Annotated in this window: 16 protein-coding genes; 1 reads left to right on the forward strand and 15 read right to left on the reverse strand. The window is 29.5% G+C overall.

Annotated features, from left to right (window positions below):
• Positions 1-18 precede the first annotated feature (18 nt).
• The 13 genes from KW512_RS02550 to KW512_RS02610 all read right to left on the reverse strand — a co-directional run bounded on the left by KW512_RS02550 (position 19) and on the right by KW512_RS02610 (position 18,882).
• On the reverse strand, positions 19-3,093 hold the full coding sequence (locus tag KW512_RS02550; RefSeq protein ID WP_258841260.1) for a P97 family adhesin: 3,075 nt from the start codon (positions 3,091-3,093) through the stop codon (positions 19-21).
• Positions 3,094-3,800: 707 nt separating this feature from the next.
• Positions 3,801-5,720, reverse strand: coding sequence for a DNA gyrase subunit B (locus KW512_RS02555; protein ID WP_258841261.1), 1,920 nt, complete (start codon positions 5,718-5,720; stop codon positions 3,801-3,803).
• Positions 5,721-5,900: 180 nt separating this feature from the next.
• On the reverse strand, positions 5,901-6,551 hold the full coding sequence (locus KW512_RS02560) for a phosphotransferase (RefSeq protein WP_258841262.1): 651 nt from the start codon (positions 6,549-6,551) through the stop codon (positions 5,901-5,903).
• Positions 6,552-6,586: 35 nt separating this feature from the next.
• Entirely contained in the window at positions 6,587-7,771 is a 1,185-nt protein-coding gene (locus KW512_RS02565) for an endonuclease/exonuclease/phosphatase family protein (protein WP_258841263.1), read from the reverse strand.
• A gap of 18 nt (positions 7,772-7,789) precedes the next feature.
• Positions 7,790-8,101: a hypothetical protein gene (locus KW512_RS02570; protein ID WP_258841264.1), complete on the reverse strand. Its 312-nt coding sequence runs from the start codon at positions 8,099-8,101 to the stop codon at positions 7,790-7,792.
• Positions 8,102-8,201: 100 nt separating this feature from the next.
• On the reverse strand, positions 8,202-9,914 hold the full coding sequence (locus tag KW512_RS02575; protein WP_258841265.1) for an endonuclease/exonuclease/phosphatase family protein: 1,713 nt from the start codon (positions 9,912-9,914) through the stop codon (positions 8,202-8,204).
• A 17-nt stretch (positions 9,915-9,931) separates the two neighbouring features.
• The gene (locus KW512_RS02580) at positions 9,932-10,822 is read right to left on the reverse strand and encodes a 5'-3' exonuclease (RefSeq protein WP_258841266.1); all 891 of its coding nucleotides are present in this window, start codon (positions 10,820-10,822) and stop codon (positions 9,932-9,934) included.
• A gap of 23 nt (positions 10,823-10,845) precedes the next feature.
• A complete protein-coding gene (gene dnaE / locus KW512_RS02585; RefSeq protein WP_258841267.1) occupies positions 10,846-13,776 on the reverse strand; it encodes a DNA polymerase III subunit alpha in 2,931 nt (976 codons plus the stop codon).
• Between the two features lie 646 nt (positions 13,777-14,422).
• Positions 14,423-14,770 carry a ribosome-binding factor A gene (locus KW512_RS02590; RefSeq protein WP_010321491.1) on the reverse strand — a complete coding sequence of 116 codons (348 nt, stop codon included), beginning with the start codon at positions 14,768-14,770 and terminating at the stop codon, positions 14,423-14,425.
• A gap of 11 nt (positions 14,771-14,781) precedes the next feature.
• A complete protein-coding gene (gene infB, locus KW512_RS02595; RefSeq protein ID WP_010321492.1) occupies positions 14,782-16,581 on the reverse strand; it encodes a translation initiation factor IF-2 in 1,800 nt (599 codons plus the stop codon).
• Entirely contained in the window at positions 16,548-16,838 is a 291-nt protein-coding gene (locus KW512_RS02600) for a YlxR family protein (protein WP_010321493.1), read from the reverse strand. Before KW512_RS02600 ends, infB begins: the two co-directional genes overlap by 34 nt.
• A 9-nt stretch (positions 16,839-16,847) precedes the next feature.
• Positions 16,848-18,662, reverse strand: coding sequence for a transcription termination/antitermination protein NusA (gene nusA, locus KW512_RS02605; protein ID WP_258841268.1), 1,815 nt, complete (start codon positions 18,660-18,662; stop codon positions 16,848-16,850).
• Complete coding sequence (locus KW512_RS02610; RefSeq protein ID WP_258841269.1) at positions 18,655-18,882, reverse strand: ribosome assembly cofactor RimP; 228 nt, start codon at positions 18,880-18,882, stop codon at positions 18,655-18,657. The genes nusA and KW512_RS02610 overlap by 8 nt, the downstream gene beginning before the upstream one ends.
• 300 nt (positions 18,883-19,182) lie before the next feature.
• Here KW512_RS02610 and KW512_RS02615 point away from each other — a divergent pair, with 300 nt between their 5' ends.
• Complete coding sequence (locus KW512_RS02615; protein ID WP_258841270.1) at positions 19,183-21,183, forward strand: pullulanase; 2,001 nt, start codon at positions 19,183-19,185, stop codon at positions 21,181-21,183.
• A gap of 95 nt (positions 21,184-21,278) precedes the next feature.
• On the opposite strand, the gene KW512_RS02620 is transcribed toward KW512_RS02615, so the two are convergent.
• Together KW512_RS02620 and KW512_RS02625 are read right to left on the reverse strand one after the other, a co-directional pair.
• Positions 21,279-22,655: an FAD-dependent oxidoreductase gene (locus KW512_RS02620; RefSeq protein WP_258841271.1), complete on the reverse strand. Its 1,377-nt coding sequence runs from the start codon at positions 22,653-22,655 to the stop codon at positions 21,279-21,281.
• Positions 22,656-22,872: 217 nt separating this feature from the next.
• Positions 22,873-23,556 carry a 16S rRNA (uracil(1498)-N(3))-methyltransferase gene (locus KW512_RS02625; RefSeq protein ID WP_258841272.1) on the reverse strand — a complete coding sequence of 228 codons (684 nt, stop codon included), beginning with the start codon at positions 23,554-23,556 and terminating at the stop codon, positions 22,873-22,875.
• Between the last annotated feature and the right edge of the window lie 38 nt (positions 23,557-23,594).

The raw sequence follows: 23,594 nt of genomic DNA on the forward strand, positions 1-23,594 counted from the left end.
TCCTATTTTGAAAATTATTTAGCTGCTGCTACTGGCAGATTCTGTTCCTGTTGATGAAGTTGATGTTGTTGATGAGGTGGCGGCTTCAGCTTTTTTATTAATAGTAATTCTAACTCTTAGAGTTGATCTTGGTTGAGTGGTTGTTGTAGTTCCAGATGCACCTGAACCTGTGGTTGAACTAGAATTATCTTTTACTAAAACAAAAAATAGACTTTTAGTAGTCTTGTCAAATGAGTCAGTAATTGATTCAACTAGGGTTTTATAATTTTTATCTTTAAAATGGGTTGAGAGGTATTCATCAACTTTTTTTCCTAATTCAGGAAGATAACTTTTAAGGCTGTTTGTGTCAGCTCCTTGATTTTGAGCACCTTCAGCTTTCTTACCTTGATTTTGAGCCCCTTCCGCTTTCTTTGGGAAAGTTAAATTTGAATAACTAGTTGAGTCAAGACTGGTTTCTCTAAATTGGCTTTGAAGTTGAACAACGGCTTTATCTAGTTCGTTAATTTCTTTTCTACTTTTATAAATTTCTGCATCTTCGAGTTCTATAAATACTTTTATTTCTGGAGTTTTAACATTTAATATACTTCCGTCGTTGGATTCGAGTTTGAAGCTAAATTTAATAGGTAAAACTTGCTCTTTTTTACTTTGATTCTGTACTCCTTCGACTTTTTTACCTTGATTTTGGGCACCTTCTACTTTTTTGCCTTGGTCTTGAGCACCCTCAGCTTTTGTACCTTCAGTCCCCATCGCTTTACCTAATTCTTCAATTTGTTTAGAAACTGCATCTTTATCTTGTTCAGCTTCTTTGGTAAATTCAAGTGTATATTTTAAATTGTCGTCAAGTTTTGCTCAAGCCTTAAAGTTATCAAACTGACCTGCTTTTAGGAAAAAAGCGTATAAAACATCGCCAAATTTTTCAAATTTTGCATAATCTTCTGTTGTATTAGTTGTAGAAGTTGCAGGCTCACTTGATTCTTTAGTCATTACTTTTTGAGTTTTTAGATAGTCAAAAATTGATGAGTCACCTTTTTTACTTCCAAGTTCTTCTTTAATTTTTGTTGGCAGAACCAAAGTTCCATAAAAACCAATACCTTCGGTATCTCTTCATAAACTATTGAATGAAAGTTTTTTGATATCGCCTGTTGAAGTTAAACTAATTTTATTTGCTTCTTCAAAAATATTGTCTTTAGAATCTAAAAGACTTTGAGGTATTTGACTTGCTTCAGCAATAAGCCCTCATCTTTTGGTTAGTTCAAAAACTGTTTCAAGGAGGACTTTTCTATTTTTTGTCAGTAAATCTTGGAAATAACTAGCAACTTGGTGGCCGTCACGGAAAAAATTACGAGTTTCAATACTTGAGACTCCTGCGTTTCTAGTTGATTGAGTCTCGTCTTTAGTTAGTCTTTGAATTTCTGATAAACTTGGGTGTTTAATTTTTCCAACTCAAGAGTCTAATAAAGAAATATAAGGTCCAAAGTCTAAATTGTAATTACTTTCTAAAATGTTGCGAATTTCATTGGTTTTTGGATTGGTTCCAAAAAGAGCTTCAATTTCTTCTTTTGCAACCTTGCGTGAAGATGATCTAATGCCAACACCATATTGATCAAAAACTGCTTGTTTTTGTTTGTTATCTTTTCCAAGTCCTTCTAAAAAGCGCATTTTAAAAATGTTGCTATTTGATTGGCCTAAGCTTTCTAATTGTTTAAGTCCGCTAATTTCTAGAGTTCCAGTTTTTTGACTAAGTTCGAGAGGAGTATTGCTTGGCATGAAAAATTGATTATTGATTGAAATTGAATAAGGAATTAAAACTTTAGTCTTATCAGTTGCATCAATTTTTGCTTCTAAAGGATCAAAAGAAACTTTAAGACTTTGGCTTGTGTTGTGGTTTTTAAATTTTTGACCAAACTTTCCAAAATCAAAAGCAAGTTTTTTGTCGGCTAAAAGTTCTAAAATTTTTGACTTTGCATCTTCTGAGCGCTGAGTTGGATCGCTAAAAAATCCAGATTTAATTTGGGCTAAAAATTCAACGGCAAGTTTGTCGCCCATGCTTGATTTTAAGTCAGTTTTTGTTAAATTTTTCAAATTTAAATTATCAAAAAAATCTGAGTAATCTAAAAAATAAGAACCATTATTGCTTTTTTCTAATTTAACTGCACTTACAACAGGGGCAAAACTTGAACTTGAGTCAAGCATTTGTCTAGCAGTTGAAGTAAGAGTTGCTTGTAAAAAGAATGAAGGAACCTGATTTTGAAGACTAACAAATTGGCCATTTGACCTATCACGGGCAAAATCAAAATCAAAAATTGTATTAATTGAATTTGGAAGTTTGTTTTCTTGTGAGCTTTTGAGTTGAATTAATAAATTATTAAGGGAAGGAAAATATGAGCTAATTTTTTCGCCAAATTCTTTTGAGTCTTTTGATTTATTTAGGTCATGTTGAAAATCAACTGGTCTAATTGTGCTAGGATCTGTTGGGATTGAAGTAGTTAAATTCTGGTCGTTGAAATTTGTGACTCTAGCAGAAACTAAATTTTGAACTTGCTGACTAAGTCTGTTGGTAATTTGTTGCAAGGAAAAATTAAATTCGGCAATTAAAATAGTTGATTCTTTGACAAAAGAAACAACTTGTTCATAAATGTCAGATTTTGCAACATCGCCGTTTTGTAATTTTTGACTAGCTTGAAATTTGACTTTAAAATTTTGGTTAGCATCATCTGGGAGAATTTCTAGAATTTGGTAACTAATTTTTGCATCAGAAAATTCTGAGTCAGAAAAGTCTAATTTTTTTAAATTACCATCCTTTTTCTCGAAAAAAGAAAAAGATTCAAGAGCATTTTCGGCATTTTTAATTTTATTGCTTCCATCTAAAAGTGTTGTTTTTACAGCATTATAATCTGAGTCAGAGTGAAAAGCACCTAAATTAAAGGCCAAATTTGAAACACGAGATGCAAACTGATTTACTTGAGTTCTTGGATTTTCGGCATTATATTTTATATTTACTGTAAGACCGATTGTCAGCCCGATAACACCAATTCCAATAAGTCCCGAAGTCCCCACCAGCAAAAGGGTCTTGGATTTTGATAATTTGTTCATAGAAACCTCCTATGTTATGCTAAAAATAAAAAAACAAATAGTTTAAATTAAAAACTAACTTTATTTTTATAATAGTATATAGTAATTATACTAATTTTTACCAAAAAAAATAAAAAAAGATAAAAACTAGAAAAAATTACGTTCTAGCTTTTATCTTATTTTTCCTAAGTTTCCCAGTTTGATGGCTAAAATTCACCTTTTAGGAATATAAATATGCAAAAATACCGCTAAATCCGTGTTTTTCGACCTAAAATCTTAATTTTTATTATTTTAAAATTAAGATTTGCAAAAAAAAAAAAAAAAAAAATGTTTGGTCTAAGAAAAAATTATGTTATAATAATCATCACTTAAGAATAAATTAATAAATTTTGACATTGAATTAAGGAGGAATAAGTTATGTTTTTGGCACAATAAACTCAGATAATGCCATTTTTTCCATTATGGCTTTAAAATATAATGGAATGCCTTAAATTTAACCGTTTAGAAATCTTCAAATTTAGGGCTTTTAATTATTGTTCTTTCAAAACTTCATATATTTTTTTAGGCTCAATCTAAATAAAAATGAGTTTTCTTTTTACGTTGAGTTTAAATAGTAGTTGTATTTTTTATGATTTTTGTTAGCGTTTTAACTAAAAAAGGTAGTTTAAATATTTTATAATTTTGCTTTTTAAGTTAAAATTTTATCTTTTTTAGATAATATGCAAAAATTAAACGTCAATTTTTGCATATTGGGCATTTTCTTCGATAAAAATTTTCCGCAAAGTTACGTCTGTACCCATTAGTGAGTCAAAAATTTGGGCTACTTCTTGGATATTATGAATTTGAACTTGTGTCATTCGACGGGTTTTTGGATCCATTGTTGTTTCTCAAAGTTGTTCAGGATTCATTTCTCCAAGCCCTTTGTATCTTTGTATATTAAATTTAGGATTTTCGCCACCAATTTTACTTAAAATAACTTCTTTTTCGGTATCATTATAAGCATATTCAATCTTTTTGTTGTAAGAAATTTTATATAAAGGTGGAATTGCAATATATACAAAGCCATATTCAATTAACTTTTTAAAATAACGGAACAAAAATGTCAAAAGCAATGAGCGAATATGAGAACCATCTGAATCAGCATCTGTCATTATTATAATTTTTTGGTATCTAATTTTACTAATATTAAATTCAGGACCAACCCCAGTACCAAAAGCGGTGATCATTGAAATAATTTCTTCATTGCGCAAAACTTTTTCAAGTTGAAATCGTTGTGAGTTAATCACTTTTCCTCGTAAAGGTAAAATTGCTTGAAAATTACGATCACGACCCATTTTGGCACTCCCGCCAGCTGAGTTCCCCTCGACTATATATAATTCGGCAATTTGGGGATCTTTTGTTGAACAGTCAGCAAGTTTTCCTGGCAGCGTCCCTACATCAAAGGCTGATTTACGCTTTACTGCTTCGCGAGCAGATTTAGCTGCCCGAGCTGCTTTTTGAGCTAGCAGATTTCTTTTAATAATTTTGTCGGCATTTTCTGGATTTTCGGCTAAAAACCGCTCAAGAACAGTGCTTAGAGTTTTGTTTACAAGTGGACGAACTTCTTTGTTATTTAGTTTTGCTTTTGTTTGACCCTCAAAAATAGGATTTGTATGTTTAACAGAAATAATTGCAATTAGACCGTCTTTTATATCTTGTTTATCAAATTTGTCTGCTTCAGATTTAATAAATTTATTATTAATTGCATAATTATTTAAAATTCTTAAAAGCGAGTCTGATAGTCCCAGTTCGTGAGTTCCACCTTCGATATTGTGAATATTATTTGTGTATGATTTAATTTGTTCGTGATCTTCACTAATATAATTTAGAGCTACTTCGATTTTAATAATTTCATCATTATGCTCAAATTCACCTTCAGCGTAAATGATTTTGTCACTAACTTTTTCAAAATCCTTGCTAAGATCAGAAACATAATCACGAATTCCGCCATTATAGCAAAAACTTTGATTAAATCCGTTTCTTTTGTCGTTAATTACAAACTCAATTCCTTGAGTTAAGTAGGCTGTGTTTTTAATACGATTTACGATTGTTAAAAGTTGAAAATTGTTTTTTTCCAAAATTTCAAAGTCGGGCTGAAAAATAATAGTTGTTCCTGTTTCATTTTTTTCCAAGTCAGCAATTGGACTTAAATCAGCAAGTTTTTGGCCGCCATTTACATATTCCTGAAACCACAACTTGCCTTCGCGTTTGATATAAACTTTTAAATTTTTAGCTAAAGCATTAACAACAGAGGCACCAACTCCATGTAGTCCGCCTGAAACTTTATAGGATTTTCCATCAAATTTTCCACCTGAATGAAGAACAGTAAAAACAACTTCAGCAGCCGAAACACCGTGTTTTGGGTGAATTCCAACCGGAATTCCACGCCCGTTATCCTCAATACTTATTGTATTATCATCTATAATTGTTATGATAATTTTAGATGCAAAACCAGCAAGCGCTTCATCAACAGCATTGTCAACGACTTCTCAAACTAAATGGTGTAATTCGTTAATTCCAGTTCCACCAATATACATTCCAGGTCTTTTGCGAACAGCTTCTAGGCCTTCTAAAACAACAATATTTTCAGCTTGATAATCTTTTGACATTATATTTTTTCTCCGACAAGTTACGTTAAAATTTTACCATAAAAAGCAAAAAACATAAGTCTTTTTAACTTATTTTTTAATTAAAAATTTTAAAAATAAGTTAAAAAATAAGAAAAAATAGTATCAAAGTCAGCTTAACAATTCAAATTTACCTATAAAAAGAGGCTGCCAAAATTAATGTTAAGCATACCACTTTTTATTTCAAAAGTTTGTAAAAATCTTGTATAAATATATAAAATCACTGAATTTTTCAGCGCTTAGACCAAAAAATTCAATAATTTTATCAGCGGAAATTCCTAAATTTAGATGCAAAGAAACATAATCAAAATAAGGGTTATTGTATCTAACTCATTCAAAATCAATAAAATAAAGATTGGTTTTAGAAACGATAATATTTTTAAATTGTAAATCATTATGACAAATTACTTGAGGGTCAAATTGATATTTTTGGACTAGTTTTTTGTATTTTTCATCGTTAATTTCGTTAATTTGTCAATCGAATTTAGTAATTTTTTGATTTTTTTGTTGGTGAAACTTTGAAAGTTCAGTGAATAACTTTGTAATATAAAAATCTAAGTTTTCTGAATCTAAAATTTGTCCTTCAATCCATTTTTTAATGTAATTACCCTTTTGGTAAAAAAGAAAATTTGGATCATTTTGAATGAAATTTTCTTCATTTTGTCAATCAACAAAATTATTTTTTGCTATTCGAATTTGCACTTTTTGACCTTGATAAAAAGCTATAAAAGTACAATTATGTAAACCACAGTAAATCAAGGTTGGATTTTTTATCAATGCACTAATATTTTGTGGAAAAACACTGAAATTCATAGGTTTTTTTGATTAATTGGAGAAAAACTAATATTTTAATTTTTGTCAGATTCGCTTAATTCAAGGTCAAAATAAACCATTGTATGATCTGAAATTCCTGTAATTCTTTTTATATCTTTTGGATCGCCAGCTTTATAATTTGCTGATCTATTATCTTGTTTTCGCATTTTGTCATATTTTTCTAAATCAACTATATTTTTCTCAAAAATTGAAAATATGTCGTATTTATGTGCATTTTTTGTTTTTAAATCGCCTTTATAAAAAATTTTGTCATAGGAATTTGCATATTTGCCAAACTCAGAAGATAAGCTTGTTTTTTCATCTTTATTAAGGAGTAAACGGTATGACTCTAATGTTGACTTAAATAATTTTTCGGTGTTTTCAGTGCGAATATTTGTGTCACCCATAAAGATTATTTCATTATTTGGACCATCTTTTTCGTCAATTTGAGTTAAAACATTAACTAAATCGCGTGCTTCATTTGCTTCTTGTTCACCTTGATTAGAAGCTTCAGAATCATTCTTTTCATTACGATTTCTACTTGCCCCTGGCGGATCAAAATGACCAATTGCTAAAGTAAAATCGTTTTTTATATTAGTTTTGGTTTGAAATTTAACAGCCGCAACTGGTCGAGCTCATGTCAAATTTTGGCCGTTTTGAATTAGGTAAGGGTTAGAATTTCCCTCAAAATTTATTGTCTCAAGAAGTGAGGACTTATATAAAAAAGTGTATTTTTCTTGTTGGTTTGTTTTCCCATATTTGTCAGTAGTTATTTGTTTTCAACCAGCAGAAGGATTTAATTTTTCAAGTTCTTTTACAATATCAGTCCCATCACCAGTTGTAGTAATTTCGGCAAGTCCAACAACATCACTTCCAGAAGAATTTATAACTTTAGCAAGAGCATAAGTTTTAGCATTATTTGAATTTCTTGATTTATTTGTGTAATTTAAAACATTTCAAAAACCAACGCGAATTGATTGGATATTATCTTTTTCCTGATTTTTTTCAGGCTCTTGATTTTTTTCTTGATTTTGATTTTCCTTTTGAGTCTCACCAACCGAAGCAGATAAGTATTTTTGAGGTGATGTTTGATCACCATTTATAATAATTCCGGGTCCATTTTGTTCTCCAGTAGATGAAGTATAAATAAAATATGCACCAGTACCAATAGCCGCGGCTGATCCTACAAGAATAAGCGGCAATAAAACAGTTTTTTTCATTTTTAGATTAAATTTTTATTAATTAATTTCCTTTTTAGATAATTTAATTAGAGCATCACTAACTTTTTTTAACTCAAGTTCATTTAAAATGTTCAGTAAATCAGGACAAATTCTGATATTTAAATTTTGAAAAATATCAAAATTAAATTTAGCGCCATCATTCAATCTAATAAAATCTTTAAAAAACAATATTTTGTCCCTTTTTTCCTCGATTTGTTTTGATAATTTTGCACTAATTTTATCAAGATTTTCCAAAATGTTATCTACATTTTTATATTTTTCTACTAATTTACTTGATAAAAACAATAAAAGTACAATTATGTAAACCACAATAAATTAAGCTTGGATTTTTATCAATGGACTAATATTTTGAGGAAAAACGCTGAAATTCATAGGTTTTTTTGATTAATTTTGAAAAAATTGATCTATTTTAATCAGTATCAGATTCGCTTAATTCAAGGTCAAAATAAATCATTGTATGATCTGAAATTCCCTTAATTCTTTCTACATCTTTTGGATCACCGGTTTTATCTTTTGTTGGTCTATTATCTTGCTTGCGCATTTGGTCATATTCTTCTAAATTGACTGTATTTTTCTCAAAAATTGAATACAAGTCGTATTTTTTTGCATTTTTTGTATTTAAATCACCTTTATAAAAAATTTTGTCATAAGAATTTTTATATTCGCCAAATTTTGAAGATAAAGTTGTTTTTTCATCTTTTTCAAGGAGTAAACGGTATGACTTTAATGTTGACTCAAATAATTTTTCGGTGTTTTTAGTGAGAATATTTGTGTCACCCATGAAGATTATCTCATTATTTGGGCCATCTTTTTCGTCAATTTGAGTTAAAACATTAACTAAATCACGCGCTTCATTTGCTTCTTGATCACCTTGACCAGGAGCTTCAGGATCAGCATTTTCCTTACGATTATTATTTGTCCCTTTATATTGACCTGGGGCATCAAAATGGCCAATTGCTAAAGTAAAATCATTTTTAATATTAGTTTTAGTTTTAAATTTAACAGCTGCAACCGGTCGAGCTCATTTTTGCAATTGTATACCGTCTTGGATTAAGTAAGGATTAGATTTTTCCTCAAAATTTATTGTTTCAAGAAGTGAAGACTTATATAAAAAAGTGTATTTTTCTTCTTGATGTTTCTTTCCATATTTGTTAGTAGTTATTTGTTTTCAACCAGCAGAAGGATTTAATTTTTCAAGTTCTTTTACAATATCTGCGCCATCACCAGTTGTAGTAATTTCGGCAAGACCAACAACATCACTTCCAGAAGAATTTATAACAGTGGCAAGAGCATAAGTTTTGGCGGTATTTGCTTGTTTTTTACTATTTGTTTTGTTTGTGTATTTTAGAATGTTTCAAAAACCTACGCGAATTGATTGGTTATTATCTTTTTGTAAATTTTTTTCAGGTTCTTGACTTTGTTCTTGATTTTGATCTTGCTTTTGTGTCTCGTCAATCGAGGTGGACAATTCTTTTTCTTGATTTTTTTCAGATTCTGGAGTTTTTTCTTGATTTAGGCCTTGCTTTTTAGTCTCTTCAACCGAATCAGACAAGTCTTTTTCTACATTTTTTTCAGGTTCTTGGATTTTTTCTTGATTTAGTCTTTGATTTTGAGCTTCATCAACTGAAGTAGACAAGTCTGTTTTTACATTTTTTTCAGGTTCTCGACTTTGTTCTTGATTTTGATCCAGCTTTTGAGTCTCGCCGATCGAGCTTGACAAGTCTTTTTCTAGATTTTTTTCAGGTTCTTGAGCCTTTTGTTGATGTTGATCTTGTTTTTTAGTCTGTTCAGCCGAAGCAGACAAGTCTGTTTCTACATTTTTTTCAGGTTCTTGACTTTGTTCTTGACTTTGTTCTTGACTTTGTTCTTGCTTTTTAGTCTCTTCAACCGAATCAGACGAGTCTGTTTCTACATTTTTTTCAGGTTCTTGACTTTGATCTTGCTTTTGAGCCTCATCAGTAGAAGATGACAAGTCTTTTTGAGGTGAAGTTTCACTTTTACTTATAATAATTCCCGTTCCATTTTGTTCCCCGGTAGATGAACTATAAATAAAATATGTACCAGTACCAACAGCCGCAGCTGATCCTGCAAAAATAAGCGGCAATAAAACTGCTTTTTTCATTTTAGATTAAATTTTTGTTAATTAATTTCCTTTTTAGATAATTCAATTAGAGCATCACTAACTTTTTTTAACTCAAGTTCATTTAAAATGTTTAGTAAATCAGGACAAATTTTGATATTTAAATTTTCAAAAATATCAAAATTAAATTTAGCACCATAATTCAATCTAATAAAATCTTTAAAAAACAATATTTTGTCCCTTTTTTCCTCAATTTGTTTTGATAATTTTGTACTTATTTTATCAAGATTTTCCAAAATGTTATCTACATTTTTATATTTTTCAAGTAATTTTATTGCGCCTTTTGCTCCTAGACCATCAATTATCTTAATATTATCAGAACTATCACCCGCTAAAACTTTAAAATCAACAATTTGGTCGGGGTTAATCCCAAAAGTTTGTTGAAAATTTTTCAAATTAATTGCATTAATAGAATTATTTTTAATTTTATTAATAATAGTTGTTTTTTTATCAACTAATTGTAGTAAATCTTGATCTGAACTAAAAATGAAAATTTCTGCTTCAGGATCGGTATTTATGATTATTTTTTGCATAGATGCAATTAAATCATCAGCCTCAAATTCGCTGTCTTGGGATCAAAAAAATCCTGATAAACTAAGGATTTTTTTGATTATATCTATTTGGAGAAATAAAGATTCAGGCGGTTTTTGTCTACCTTTTTTGTAATCAGGATAGCTTTGGTGGCGACTAGTTGTTGAGCCAAAATCGAATGCAAAATAGATATTGCTTGGCTCAACAAGTTTAATTAATTTAAAAACACTATTAAAAAAAATATGAATTGCAAAAGTCATATCACCTTTAGAATTAATTAGCTGATTCCCGTAGTATCCAGCAAAAAATGACTTAAAAGCAAGTCAATTTCCATCAATTAGCAAAATTTTTTTATTCATAATTGTCAACTTTATTCTTCAATTTATTTTTTTATTGAATATTTTCCATCATTTTTTAGAAGTAATTTAAATTTATAGCTTTTTCCTAATTCAAGGGAATAATAATCTGAATTTCTTGAATAGACACCGATTGTCGTTTCTCCATCTGTTAGAGTTAGATAATAAAGTGTATAGCCGTTTTTAACATATTCTTTTACTTTTTTTAACTCAAGATATAATAAATATTCATTATTAGGCCTCAAATCTTTAAGTGGAGTTTGATTTGTAGCAACTGGTGTCTGTTTTTTTTCAATAAAAGACATTCCGAGATATTTTATTTCATTTTTGTAGTTTTCATCTTCATTATAAGGTAGTTTTTCAAGCAAATTTGATTCAGTTTCGCTATTATTTTCAAGTGCTACCAAATTTCCGTCTTTGTCAGTTAAGACTAAAGTAGCATGATTTCAAAGTAAATCTAAATTATGAGCTAAAGTTTCTTGATTTGCAAATTCTTTTAGTGAATTTGCAAAAATTAATTTTTCAATTGCAACTTTTGAAAAATTAATTATTTTCATTCGTCTTATAAAATCAAGGAAAGACTTATATTTTCCATTTTTTTGGCGTTCGTCAATAATTGATTTAATTGCGATTGTTCCAAGACCTTTTATCATTAAAAGTGGGAGGTAAATCGTATTATTTTGTTCAGAATAAGTCGCCTTGTGGGATGAAAAGTTAATATTTGGCTGCAAAATCTGAATTCCAAAATTTTGTGCTTCTTGGGCATATTTTTTAATATTTGCATGAGCCCCATTTTCATTTGAAATAAGCTCGGCAAAAAAATAAAGCGGGAATTTAGCTTTTAAATAAGCCATTTTATAGGCTAAATTTGCATAGGCAACCGCGTGGGCTTTATTAAAACCATAGTCAGCAAATTCAAAAATTTTATCATAAATTTCAGCGACTAATTTAGGATCACGGCCTAATTTAGCCCCTCCTTCAAGGAAGTGTTTCTTAATTTGTTCCAATTTTGATTCATCTTTTTTGGAAATAGCAACGCGAATTATATCTGCCTGAGCCAAATCAAAACCTGCAACAACTTGACAAATTTCCATAATTTGCTCTTGGTAAATAATAACTCCAAAAGTTGACTCAAGAATTTTGTCATATTCAAGGAAAAATCTAGGCCATTTTCCACTTTCTTTGTTTTTTGCATAGGTCGGAATTTGTTTGATTGGACCAGGTCGATAAAGTGAAATTACCGCAACAACATCATTAATTGAATTTACGCCGATTTTTTTAATACTTGTTGTCATTCCGGGCGATTCTAGTTGGAAAATTCCGCTTGTTTTTCCTTCAGATAAAAGCTTATTTGCACTTTTATCATAGATTGGAAGCTCGTTAAATTGCAAATTGTGACCTTTTTTATTAATTTTGGCAAGAATATTTGCCACAATAGTTAAATTTTTTAGACCTAAAAGGTCAATTTTCAAAAGTGAAAAATCTTCAATAAATTCAGCAGAATACTGAATCTGATTAAGATTTTCCTTTGAATAATGAAGCGGAACTAGCTGAGATATTGGTGTTTTTGAAAGTACAATTCCTGCTGCATGAGTTGAGGACTGACGGGGCATTCCTTCCAAAAAGATACTGATTTCATAGATTTTTTTGTAAATTCCGCTGTTGTCTTGACCTTGAAAATTGTCGCCTTTTTGAATTAGTTTGTAAAATTCGGAGTTAGTATTTTGATAAAGTTGAGCCAGTGTCATATTTGCACTAATTAATTTAGCGTTTTTATTAATTTGAGCCTCGGGAATACCAAATCCTTTTGAAATATCGCGAAAAATACTTTTGGCTGCAAGTGTCGAAAAAGTGATAATTGTCGCACAATGTTCTGGACCGTATTTTTGAAAAAGATAATCAATTACCTCATTTCGACGGGTATCTTGAATATCAATATCAATATCGGGCATTGAAATTCGTTTAGGATTCAAAAACCTTTCAAAAATTAGGTTGTATTTTAAAGGATTAACGGCGGTAATATCTAATAAATAAGCAATAAGTGATCCAGAAGCCGAACCTCGACCTGGCCCAATTAGAATATTATTTTCTCTAGCTCATTTAAGTAAATCTCAAATTATCAAAAAATAGTTACTGAATTTAAGTTCAGAAATTATTTTATATTCATACTGCAGTCTTGAGGTTCAGTTGTAATTTTCAAGTTCGGATCTTTTTTTATTTATTCCTTCTATTAAAACATTTTTTAAAATAATATCAGGATCACTTTGGTCACTTTGATCTAAATTTGGCAAATTAATTCCAGATTTAGGAAATTCAATTTTAATATTTTCAACTAGGGCGTTTGTTCTCTTGATAATTTCAGTCTCAATCTCAACTTCTCAGTCATCAAAATCGTACAATTTTTGGCCAGTATCAAAAATTTCGCCTTTGATTTTGTATAGCGCCTCAAGATAAATTTTCTCTGATGCATAAAGCACATTTCGTTCTTGGACATAAATTGCATTGCTAATTTTGGGATTATTTTCGACAATATAGTAGTTTTTTAAATTACTTTGTCCTAAAAGTGTTGATAATTGGACCTTTTTTTGACAGTAAAAACCTTTTTTGGGGTGGTCAATAATAATTATGTCATCTTGATTTTGTAAGTCCCCAAGAAAAATATCCTCATTTTTTGTTTTTTTAGTCGAGATTGTCGACAAAAAAACATAACCTGAATAGTTTTTTGCAAGCAAAATAAAATGAAATTTTTCAATTTCAATTTCAAGGCCAATTACAGGATTAATCCCATTTTCCTTACATAATTTATAAAATTTTGGAACCCCAAACATTGTGTTAAAATCTGTTAGCACCAATGTTTTTAGATTATTTTTGAGCGCAAAATCAATTAGTGAGTCTAATTTGATCGTTGATGATAAAAATGTATATTCGCTTCTTGTGTGTAAATTTATTAGATTCATATTTAAAGTAATTTTATTTTAAATTTAAAAAAATTCATTTATTTTTGATAAAATGTCAAAAAATAAATGAATCTTCTTTGAAAAACTTTTTAAAATAGTTAGTCCTGAGTTTATCAGTTTGAAGACCAAAATTCACTTTTTAGTGAATATAAATACGTAAAAATTCCGGTAAATCTATGTTTTTTGAGACTAAAACTTTAATTTTTATAGTTTTGAAATTAACCTTTTGTAAAAAAAAAAAAAAAATACTTGGTTTAAAAAAATTTTAGGTTATAATAAACTCACGCTAAGAATAAAAGAATAAATTTTTGATATTGAATTAAGGAGGACTTGATTATGTTTTTGGCACAATAAACTCAGATACTGCCATTTTTCCATTATGGCTTTAAATATAATGGAATGCCCTAAATTTAACCGTTTAGAAATCTATAAATTTAGGGCTTTTGGTTATTGTTCTTTCAAAACTTCATATATTTTTTTAGGCTCGCTGCAAATAAAAACGAGTTTTCTATTTGCATTGAGTTTAAATAGTAGTTGTATTTTTTTATGATTTTTGTTATTTTATCCTTGAATTGATTTTTGCCAGTGTTTTAAACTAAAAAAGCAAGTTTAAATATTTTATATTCCCTAAAAATTTTTAAAATAGTTAGTTTTTGTCGTTATTTTCGTCTTCAGATTTAATTCTAGCAAAAATTTTGTCCATTTCATCGACGCGTTTTGCAACAGGATCGAGTTTAAAGTGTAATTCTGGAACTTTAAAGCCTTCAAGTTGATTTCCAAATTTGAGTCTTATAAATTTTTCAGCCTTAATAATTTCGGCTAGAAACTTATCTTCATCATATTCAAACTCTAAATAGACAAAAAGATGAGAATTATCACCTGAAAGACGGACTCAATTTACAGCAATTGGCATTCTTTCAGAAAAATTTGAGTCGATAATTTTTGAAATCAGCTGGTGATAATAAGTTTGCCGTTTTTCATGACTAACAGACATAATTTTCTCCTTTAATTATCAATTTCAACTTCAATAAAAGATTTAAGTTCATCACCTATTTCGATGTCATCAAATTTGTAGATGTGTGTTCCAAATTCATTTCCAATTGTTACCTCTTTTACAGGATTTTTATCACGCTGAAGTGATTCAATTTTTCCTGAGTGAATTAATTTGGAATTTCTTCACAATTCAATTTTGCAATTTTCAACAAATTTTCCACTAACAACGCTACATCCGGCAATTGAACCGACTTTTGAGAATCAAAATTTAGCAATGATTTTAGCAGTTCCAATATGTTGAAGTTCATATTTGATTTCACGCATACTTCGAACTTGTTTTTTAATTTCATCAACTATTTTATAAATAATAGTGTGCTCGCGAATTTCAACTTGTGCTTGTTTAGCTTGTGCTTTTATTGCTGGCGGAACTTGGAGGTTAAAAGTGTAAATAGTTGAATTTGAAGTTTGGGCTAGCAAAATATCGGCTTTGTTAATAATCCCAACTCCAGAGTGCAAAATGTGAATATGAACATGTTTTGAAGCAAGTTGTTCAATTGTTGAGTGCAAAGCCTGGGCAATTCCAGTTACATCGGCTTTGATTATAATATTTAAGGTTTTTTCTTTTGTTTGTTGACTAGTTTGGGCTTTTGTTTTTGAAAGTTTTTCTGATTGTCTTCTTTCTAATGCAAGTTGTTTGGCAAATTTTTCCTCATGAAAGCCAAAAAATTTATCACCAGCTTCAGGAACATAATTTAGACCAGTGACAATAACTGGAGTTCCCGGAGGCGCAAATTTAATTGGCTTGCCGTTTGTATCTTCAAGTGAACGAATTCGACCGTATTGACAACCAGCAACAATGAAATCTCGGACCATTAAAGTTCCATTTTGCACCATTAGTGTTGCAATTGTTCCTTTATTATGGTGAAGTTTTGCTTCAATAACGGTTCCAATTGGGTAGCGATTTTTGTTTGCTTTTAGTTCAAGTATTTCAGCAACTAGTAAAATAGACCGAAAAAGTTCATCAATTCCTTGACCAGTTAGAGCCGAACCGTAGACAAAAATATTGTTTCCTCCTCATTCTTCGGTGACAATATTTAATGCAGAAAGTTCATTTTTGATTCGATCAATGTCTTTGTTAGGTTTGTCCATTTTATTAACAAAAACAATAATAGGCACATTTGCGGCAGTAGCATGACTAATAGCTTCTTTAGTTTGTGGCATAACTCCATCATCAGCGGCAACAACAAGCACGATAATGTCGGTAACTTTTGCCCCACGAGCGCGCATTTGTGTAAAGGCTTCGTGACCTGGGGTGTCAATAAAATTGATAATATTGTCTTCAAAATTAACTTGATAAGCACCGGTGTGTTGGGTTATTCCGCCGCGCTCATTTTTTGCAACATTAGTTTTTCTAATAAAATCAAGAAGTGTTGTTTTCCCGTGATCGACATGACCCATAACCGTAATAATTGGAGGGCGGTGGCTAAGATGATCAGAATCGTCTTTAATACTTACTTCTTCCATGAAATTTGATGCATCAATTTGGACTTCTTTTTTAAAATCAAGTCCAAATTCAAGACAAACTTCGGCAATTTCATCTTCAGATAGACTATGATTTAAATTATACATTTTTGCTTGTTTGAAAAAATAAGTAATAATTTCATTAACAGAGACATTAATTTTTTCTGAAAGTTCGCTAATTGTCATTATTCCCGAAAAGAGAAAAACGCCGTTGTGAACTTTAGTTTCAACATTTTTTAGTTGAGCCTTAATGTCGCCTACATTTGAGATTCGTTTTTGCGGTTTTTTCATAAGTTTTCTACCTCGATTGCTAAATTTTGGTAAGCAAAAGGGGAAATATTTGTTTTAAAAGCGCGATTAAAAAGTTTTCTTTTAATCGCAAATTGAATTTTTTCATAATCATTGAAAATGTAAGCGCCCCTGCCACCAATTTTTTTATCAAAATGTTTATCAATAATTAATTTTTGATTAATATAAGTGAACCTAATTAAATTATTTATAGGATAAACTTTTTGATCAACTATACATTTTCTTGTGTGATTTTTCATTTTGCTACCTTAAAAGTCAAAATCGTCAATATCAATATCATCAACACCAGTGTATTTTACAAGATCATCATCTGATTTGAAATTTTTAATCTGTCTTTCATTTTCGATATATGACTGGCTGTTTTCTTCGGCTTGAGAATTAATTTGTACTTTTGGAGTTTTTTGGTCTTGTTTTTTACCTTCTTCTTCTAAATGTTGTTTGTCGATTAATTCATTTTCGCTAATTGCTTCATTAACAGCTGAATCAAACAAAGAATCGGCATCAAAAAATTTTTTTTGATTTACATTTGAAAAAGAATATGAATTTTCTACTGAATCTGATTGATAATTTGAGTAATTTGGTTTATTTTGTTGTTTATTAACAGGTTTGTTTGAAGGTTTATTTTTAGTTGCCGGTTGTTTCAAAGGACTAGCGGGTTTAGGGATTTCTGGCTGAATTTTAGCAGTTTTTAGTTTGTTTCTAGGTATAAATTCATTCTCAACCCCATAAGGTTTTTCAAGTTCGAGAATATCTGATTCAAATTGCTGCAAAATTGAGTCAAAACTATTATTAGGTCGATTATATGAATTTCACTTATTTTGATATGCGCGACTTTGTTGACGTTGCATATATTCGTTTTTGAGATCGATTAGCTCTTGGTGATCTTTAACATTTCCGTTTCACTCAATTTGGAAATTATTGTCTTTTAGAACTGCAGAATAAGGTAAAATTTGAAGTTGACTACGAGTTAAGTCGGCTGTTAATTTTACATTTGAACCGTTTTTTCCAATAGCAAGACTATGTTGAAAATCAGGCACAACTACGGTAAAACGCCGTAATTTATGACTTATTTTGAATTCTTTTACGCAAATAACTTTTGAAGGTGACATTGCATTTACAATGAATTGAATTATATTGTCATCATATTTAATAACTTCAATTTTTTCACCATCAAGTTCTTGGGTAATTGCAAAAATTCTTGAGCCGGTTTCGCCAACAACTGAGCCAATTTCTGAAATGTCATTTGCTTCAGCATCATCAGTTTTTCGGATTGCAACCTTACATTTTTCACCAGGAATTCGCGCTATTGAAGCTATTTCAAGATATTTAGATTGTAATTCAGGAATTGCATCAATTATTTTTTTCTTAACAAGTTGAACTGATTTTGATGAAACGACAACTTGTGACTGTTTTGTATTTTTAGTTACATTTTCAATAACAACTTCATGACGTGAACCAATTTTTAAATTATTTCCAGTTGCATAATGACTTGGCATAAAAGCAGAAACTTTGTCATCATCAATTTCAAAAATGTAACCAGCTGAAATTTTGTTTGTTATTGTCGCAGAGACAACTTGATTTTTTAATAAAGAATATTTATTAAAAACATTATTACGGACAATTTCAGAAATTTTTTGTTTAAAAGTATGCATGATTGCTGTAAAAAGTCATTGTTCAAAAGCTGTAAGGTCAAGTTCAATTGAAAAAATGTCATCAACACGGGCATTTTTGTCGACCTTTTTTGCATCAGAAACTAAAATAAATGAAATAGATTCATTAATTTTTTCTTCATTTGTCAGCTCATCAAAATAAGTATCTTCAACAACAATTCCGTTTGTATTAAAAACTTTAAAATTTGAATCTTCCAGATTAGCTTCAATTACAATATGTGCATCAGGGTCGATTTTTCGTGATATAACAAATTCAATAGCTTCTTGGAAAATATCAACAACTCTATCTAGCGATAACTCGCTGTTTTTAGCAACCTCCTTAATTGATTGAACAATTAATCTTGCATTGTCTCTTGGGTTAATTTTAGTAACTTTTTCTTTTTTCCTATTCATTTTGGTAATCCTGCCCTCTTGAAAGCACTTCTAAAATAAAATTTTTTTCACTAGACTCAATTTTATCAATAAATTCAGAAATTTTTACAGAAATCTCTTCAACTTGATCAAGCGAATTATAATTTGTAACAATTCTTAAATAGTTCAGCCCGTCTTCTAAAACAAAATTAATTGACAAAATATCATTAAATTCATCTTTTAACCTTTGTATTAAATTCAAATTATCTCCTTTTTCTCGAATGTTTTCAATAAAGTTTGTTGGGTTTAAAACAAAAAAGTCGTCACAAGGACAACCTTTTATTGAAATGTTAATTTTATAAAGGTTAAAATAATTATACAACGTTTAAATTTTTTTAAAATAAAAAATTAAAAGTAAATGATTTTTAGCTGTTATGTTATAATTTAAAAATATGTTTTTTTAGCTCATTTATAGAAGTTTTGTATTTTTTCAACATAAGTATTATAACAACTTCTAGATTTATCGTTTATTTTAGCACTTTTTTGGGTTTTTATAGTAAATATGTTTATTAATTATGATACTGCTTTAATTAGAAAAAATTCGCGCGGTGAATCTTATTGAGGACCGCTAGGCTTAATTTTTAATTCAAACCGTTTTGAATTTTATTTATGATCACCTGATGCAACGCGGGTTCACTTTGCAATTTATGAAAATTCTCAAGACACTAATCCAACCGAAATAATTGCAATGACAAAGAAATCTGATGTTTGGTTTTGCGAAATTGACGAAAAATTTCACGGATATCTTTATAATTTATTAATTGAACACCGTGATTCAAAAATAACCGAAGCGCTTGACCCTTATTCATATAGCATTTGTCCTTTTGATTGAACTAAAAATGAAGTACCAAAAAGTTATTTAATTGATATTTATTCACCTCAAGCTGGCACAAGTCCTTCAGAATTATCATTTCAAACCAAAAATCCGCTGAGTGATGCGCTAATTTATGAATTAAATATTCGTGATTTTAGTTCAAAAAATTCAAACATAGCAAATCCAGGAACTTTTCTTGGGGCTCTAGATCAGAAAATTTTTGATTATTTATCTGGACTAAATTTTAATTTTTTGCAATTATTACCAGTTCATTCTTGTTACACTTTTAGTCAAAAAAATATTTCAATTCTTAAAAAGGGTCAAGGAAAAGGTCATTTTACAAACTATAATTGGGGTTATGATCCGCTTGGTTTCTTTTCAATTAATTCAAGTTATTCTTCAAATCCACTTGACCCGTATTTAAAAATAAAAGAATTTAAAGCATTTATTGACTCAGCTCATAAAAAAAATATCGGAATTATTCTTGATGTTGCTTTTAGTCAAACTTTTCGCAAATCTATTTTAGATGATGTTGCTGGTGGTTATTTTTATCGCGATGAGGCTTTGTCTTTTCCGTCCCAATTTCCGCCTCTTGATTCGCAAAAGCCAATGGCATTTAGGTTAATTTTAGATTCACTTATTTTCTTTGTTAAATACTATAAAGTTGATGGATTTCGCTTTGATGCAGCTTCATATTTTGATAAAAAATCGCTTGAAATTATAAGTATTGAACTAAAAAAAATAAATCCTAACATTATCTTGTTTGGTAAATTTTGCAAAAAAACTGATTTACAACATAAAAATCGAACTGAAAAAACTAGTCGTTCTAATAATTTTAATTTTGCTTATTTAAATAACGGGCTTTCTAACGTTATTCGCGGATCTAATGTTCCTGGTGATAAAGGTCTAATTTTGTCAAAAAATAGTTCAAAATTTGCTTCATATGTCTCATTAATTCCAGGTGGAATTTTTGATTTTGATTTTGGTGATTTTTTTCACTCAAGTAGAAGAGATGACCTTTTTGCAAACGATATTAGTATAAATGTTTCTTATATAACTTCATATGATGGTCCTACTTTGGCTGACAAAATTTTAACAACTGCTTCAGGTCTAACAAAAAACGCCTTTATCGAAACTTACCGTCAAGCATTAATGATGGTTCTATTTGTTCAAGGAAAAGTCCTTTTAAGTTCAGGAACTGAGCTGGCCTTTTCAAAAGCGTGTGATTTTTCGGGTGCTAGTTATTCAAATTGTCATCTTAATTTAAACTCAACAAAACCACCTTTTTCATTTCAGGCCAATAAGTTTCTTGATTTTTATTCAAATAAAACTACCGATTTTACTAACGGTCTTGATTTTAGCCTTCTTGAAATTAGCGAAATTAAAACTAAAATTTTTAATTTCTTAGCAAAAATTAATGAATTTCGTCTAAAAACCCAGTTTTTTAGACTGCCAGATAATCAAGCAATTTATGATTCTATAAAATTTGAAACTGTTGATAATAAAAAAGGACTAATAATTTTTAACATCCAAATTAAAAACGAAATTATTAAGGTAATTCATAATTTTTCAAGCAATTCTTATGACTATAATTTTGAAGATTTTGATGTAATTTTTAATTCTAAATTACAATTTAGTCAAAATATTATTCAAAAACGACAGTCAATCTTGCTTATGAAAAAATTCTAAAAAACTTTAGCCCTAAAATTTGCCTTGAATTTTAAAAAAACTAAAAAAACCAGTCAAAACCGGTTTTTTTAGTTAATTTTTTTGAGCTAAAAATTTTATTTTTTATTGTAATTTAACCCTAGCGCATTTAAAATTACTTGGATTACAAAATTAAACGGCTTATTATAGTGAGGCAAGAAGTAAAAATCTGAAAGAGCAATTTCTGGTAATTTTAGACCTTTTTGAATTGCTAGTGAAAGGAAATAAATTACTTCAGTGTGATTATATTCTTTTCCATATGAACCAATTTGAGCACCAATTAATTTTAGACTTGGTTTGTCATAAGCGATTTTGATTCATACTTTTGATTTATTTTGCATAAATTCTGGGCGATCTCAGTCTTCGAGATATTCAACTCCAACATTGTCCAAGCCCATTTTTGGACAAGCATTTTCACAATATCCAGTTGAGGCATAATTAAATCCAAAAACGGAAATTGCATTTGTTCCAACATAACCTGGGAAAGGAATATCTTCACGTCCTGCAATGTGGAAAGCAGCAACTATCCCTGATTTTACGGCATTTGTTGCAAGCGCAATGTGAGCATGTTGTTTAGTTACATTGTGAACCATTGAAGCTGAATCACCAATTACATAAAGATCTTTATCACTTAGGCAACGCTGGAATTCATCAACTTTAACTGCACCATTGGCAGTTTTTTCGACGTCTGTTAAGATTTTGGTGTTTGGTGAAAATCCGATAGCTAAAATTACTAAATCGGCAGCATATTTACCTTTGTCTGTCTCAACAAAAGCAACTTTTTTTCCACTTTCATCGGCAATAAAGCGAACAACTTTTTGATTAAATTGTAAATTAATACCTTCTTCAACAATTTTATCCTCAATTTTTTGAGTAAATTCCTTATCAAAATAATTAGGGATAATTCTATCTTGCATGTCAATTAGTGTTGTTTTTTTGCCATATTTGTGAAAAGCTTCAAGTAATTCAATACCAATGTAACCACCACCGATAATAATTACATTTTTAATTGTTGGATCAACAGCTTTTGCTTTAATTTCTTGTGCGTGAGTGAATGTTTTTGAAACTAAAATGTTTTCAAGATTAATCCCCTCAAAAGGTGGAATAATCGGCCAAGTTCCGCCTGCAAAAACTAATTTGTCATAGTTATCTTTAAAAATTTCGCCGCTAACTAAATTTTTAACGGTAATAATTTTATTTTCACGGTCAATTTCGAGAACATCATGCTGTAAATGAACATCGATTCCCATTGATTTTAATTGTTCAGGACTTGAATAAAAAAGTCCAGATGGATCACTAAATTCATCAGAAACTCAAAGTGCAATTCCGCAACCTAAAAAAGAAATGTCAGTATTTCTATCATATGAGACAAGATCCGCTTGTGGGTAAATAGTTTTTAGGGTTCTTAAAAATGAAGTTCCGGCATGGTTAGTTCCAATTGATATTATTTTCATAAAATCTCCTATTTTTTGTTTTTTCGGGAGTAAAAAAATTAAATTTAATTTTAATAAATTATACAATGTTTTTCCAATTTTTTATTAAAATTACGTTATAATTTACAAAATAAAGATTAAGATAAAGGATTGCTAAAAACCATTAAAATAAAAAATCTTCGAAATTTTAGAAAAAACTGCTAAATTTCGAAGATTTTTCCACTTTTTTGCTAAAAAATTAATCATTTATGCATTTGCTTAATAAAAAAATTGCTGCTGTTTCAGAGCGTAAAATTCTTTTGCCTAAAGACACAACTTTAAAATCAAATTTTTGGGCTAAATCTATCTCTGATTGATCAAAACCGCCTTCAGGACCGATTATTATAATTGTATCATTTTGTGATTGGTCTATTTTTGTTTGGTTTTTTTGGTCTTCAAAGGCGATTAATTTTTGACTAAAATTACTTGAATTTTTCAAAATATCACTGTAATTTATAGGTAAATTTATTTTTGGAATCAAATTTCGAAAACTCTGCTGTGCGCTGTGGAGACAAATTTGCTCTCATCTTTTTAATTTTTTTCTTAAATCCCCTTCTAATTTTTGACTTACATTTTTACTAAAAAACGGTCAAATTTCACTGACTCCAATTTCAACAGCTTTTTGAATTGCAAATTCAAAGGATTTTGTCTTTAGAATTGCAAGTGCTAAAATAACCTTGTTTTTAGGTTCATTATTTATTTCAAGTTTTTCAATAATTTCAGCTTTGTTTGAATTTTGAACTAATTTTGTAAGATAAAATTCACCTTTGTAAACACAGATAAAATTTTCGTTTTTAATTCGCACAACTTTAATATGATTTAGATTTAAATCATCAAGAATAAAAAAATTTTCTTGTTTTTCACTAACAAAAAAACGGAACATAGATAAAATTTTATTATAAAATTTTACAAATCCTAAAA

Source organism: Mesomycoplasma ovipneumoniae (assembly GCF_024758565.1).
GTDB lineage: Bacteria > Bacillota_I > Bacilli_A > Mycoplasmatales > Metamycoplasmataceae > Mesomycoplasma > Mesomycoplasma ovipneumoniae_B.